This window comes from Paenarthrobacter sp. Z7-10 (assembly GCF_026932795.1).
Lineage (GTDB): Bacteria > Actinomycetota > Actinomycetes > Actinomycetales > Micrococcaceae > Arthrobacter_M.
In genome coordinates, this window is sequence record NZ_JADPVH010000112.1 from 1 (window position 1) to 2,995 (window position 2,995).

Here is a 2,995-nt window from a genome sequence, read left to right on the forward strand (position 1 = left end):
AAAAGCCGGTAGAATTCTTCACTTGGAAGGTGCCTCAAAGGTCTGTTCGAAATAGCTGTTTGGTAACTACTATTTTCGCAGGTCAGAGGCACCTTCTGCCTTTTAAACACACCCCTGGGCTCCGCCCCTCATGAAAGAGGGAGGCTAAATGTCACTCGCCTGCCCGCCTGTCCGTCACGCAGTTTGGCAAGTGCGGTTTCAGTTGTAGTCAGCGATGATTGTGCGGGTTATACCGTCAAGGCGGATGGTGCCTCCATGCGGGATGATCCATTGCGGTCGAGTGTGGCCAAATGGGACTCCAACGCAGACCGGCGCATTGGAGTTATATCGAGCGATCTGCTCTACGACGGCCTCGCGCTGAGCGGACCGCAGTTGGGCGCGCTCGTCTGGGCTTGGGAGAGGCGAGTGCATGTCGCTGACTGGTGGACGGGCGATAATCACGCCGGCGACGGCTTCGAGAACGCCTCTTTCGCCGAGTGCGCGCACCCAGCGTTTCACCTCTTGTGCGGATGGGGTCTCTTCGCTGGTCTCGAGCAGCAGGATCGCACCTACGAGATCGTCAGAGGACGGCATTCGATCAGCCAGCGCTATTTGATCGATGACCTCGATGCAGCCGCCCCACGTTCGACCTTCGGCGATCACTTTCGGACCAGCCCAGGTCCACGGCTCGCTCGGTTCGCGTACACCGAACTCGCTGAGCGCGCGGGGGTCTGCCCATGGGACGCCGAAATCTTCCGACTCACCGGGGTCTGTTAGCTCCAGCACGCCGCCGTCCATCAGGGCTGCGCGCAGCGAGATCAAATGTATCTGGTCTAGATGAGGGCCTGGCCCGAGATGAACCTGTGTAGAACCACCGTAGAAGCTGGGGACTCCGAGCTTCCAGAGCATGTTGTGCAGGTTGGTGTTGTCGCTGTAGCCGAGGAACGGCTTCGGGTTCGCTGCAAGTACCTCGCTGTCGATGTGCGGGATGACCGTGATCTGGTCGTCGCCGCCGATGGTCGCCAACACAGCTCGAATCGTCGGGTCGGCAAAAGCCGCGGTGATGTCGTCCGCGCGCGCCACGGCGCTGGCGCCCAGCAATCGCGTCGTCGGGTACTCGACGGGTATGAGTCCCGTCAATTCGGCCAGGCGCCGCATCGCCTGCTCGTGCACAGCCTCCGACACGGCAGGAGCCGCGAAAGCCGGTGAGAGAACCGCTACACGATCGCCCGTTCTGGCCTTCGGGACTCGGGTGAATGGCTGGGACGTCATTGGACAATTGAACCAGACAATCACCTCACCCTCGGAACCCGCCGTAGAGCTCGTCAGTGGACCAGCTAGCGGGACAGATCAGATCGTAAGGTGAGGAGACTTGCTGTCCCAGAAACCTACAGTTTGTTGAGACGTACACCAAGGCTTCCGCGCGAAGATCTGTGAGTTGCAGCGATAAATGGCGCGGTTTTTGCAGTACTTTGCGGCTCCCACACACCTTCGCTGTTCCCTTCCCGTTGGGGGTGCTCCCGACGCTAAGGGCCGTCGTGGAACTACTCATCCACCATCGGGTCGGTGACACATCAAGCCGGTGCATTGACCGATCAAGACCAGGGTGAGGAGTCCCGAATCCACGAGGTGCTTCAAGCGGCTGGCGAGGATGGTGGAGGCGCTCGTGCGCCGCATTGATGGGGCATCCGCTACACGGTTCCGTGTATATCGCGGTTTGATTCTTCCATCGTTGGTCTTGAGTCGTTGGGTTCGATCACCATACAGTGATTGCTAACGATCGGCACTTCAGGAGATGACATGTCCCTCGTCCGCGTGCATAACTTCTCGGTCTCTCTCGACGGCTTCGGCACCGGCGAGGGCCAGCAACTTGACGCTCCGTTTGGTCACGCAGGCTCACGGCTAATGGAGTGGGCTTTCGAGACGCGCACCTTCCGCGAGATGGGCATCCACGGGGAGTCGGAAGGATCCTCTGGCGTCGACGAGGCCTTCGCCAGCAAGTGGGGGCCCGGGATCGGCGTGGAGATCATGGGACGCAACAAGTTCGGCCCTCACCGCGGTCCCTGGGAGGACGAGGAATGGAAGGGATGGTGGGGCGATAACCCTGTCTTCCACACCCCTGTCGTTGTTCTGACACACCATCCTCGGCCGGTACTCGAAATGGAAGGCGGAACGACCTTCCATTTCGTTGACGCCGACCCCGTCTCCGCCCTCAAGCAGGCTCGTGCCCTGGCCGGCGACCTCGACGTCCGGATCGGTGGCGGCGTCAGCACGATTCGACAGTTCCTTGAGGCCGATCTGATCGACCACATGCACATCGTCCTCGTGCCGATCGTCCTGGGCCGGGGCGAACGGCTCTGGGATGGACTCGAAGGACTCGAACAGCGCTTTGACATCGAGGCGACCCCTTCTCCACTCGGAGTTCTCCATCTGATCTTCACTCGTCGCACGGTCCGGTAGGCCGACTTGGGAGCGATCGCCCGTGAACGACCTTCTCTACGACACTTTCACTGGTCAGCAGTCAGAACGGCGCGTCGTGTTTTATGACTCGTGTCCGAGACCTATGTGCTGTCACTGACGTTGGTGGTGCAGTTTCCGCCTTGGCAGCTATTGGGTATGCGCGTGTTTCCACTCGGGAGCAAAATCTCGACGGTCAAACGGACGCGCTCGAGGCTGCTGGCTGCGAAAAGGTTTTCATCGAGCACGCCTCGGGTATTCCCGCGAACGGCGGCGCTTGATGACGCGTTGGACTATCTGCGTGCGGGGACACCCTCGTCGTGACGAAGCTGGATCGGCGCTCGGCCGGTCGGTGCGGAACCTGGAGGAAGTCGTCGACGGCCGGAAAAGATGCGATGTCACCACCGCTGAGGTCGTTTTCTTTAGCACCGTAATGACTGGGAGCCGAATGCAGTATGGCCTGCCCGGAAGCAGGGCGAACCGCCAAGGGGATTTCCCTGAACCAGGAGCCACGGAGGCCGGAAAATTAGGTACGGCCAGCCGGCTGGGGGGAGCCGGC

Annotated in this window: 3 protein-coding genes; 2 read left to right on the forward strand and 1 reads right to left on the reverse strand. The window is 60.7% G+C overall.

The window, feature by feature from the left end:
* Nucleotides 1-198: 198 nt before the first annotated feature.
* Nucleotides 199-1,251 carry a S66 family peptidase gene (locus tag IV498_RS18610; protein WP_269048561.1) on the reverse strand — a complete coding sequence of 351 codons (1,053 nt, stop codon included), beginning with the start codon at nt 1,249-1,251 and terminating at the stop codon, nt 199-201.
* Nucleotides 1,252-1,779: 528 nt separating this feature from the next.
* Here IV498_RS18610 and IV498_RS18615 point away from each other — a divergent pair.
* A complete protein-coding gene (locus tag IV498_RS18615) occupies nt 1,780-2,439 on the forward strand; it encodes a dihydrofolate reductase family protein (RefSeq protein WP_269048562.1) in 660 nt (219 codons plus the stop codon).
* Between the two features lie 83 nt (nt 2,440-2,522).
* Nucleotides 2,523-2,717, forward strand: coding sequence for a recombinase family protein (locus tag IV498_RS18620; protein WP_269048563.1), 195 nt, complete (start codon nt 2,523-2,525; stop codon nt 2,715-2,717).
* The last annotated feature ends 278 nt before the right edge of the window (nt 2,718-2,995 follow it).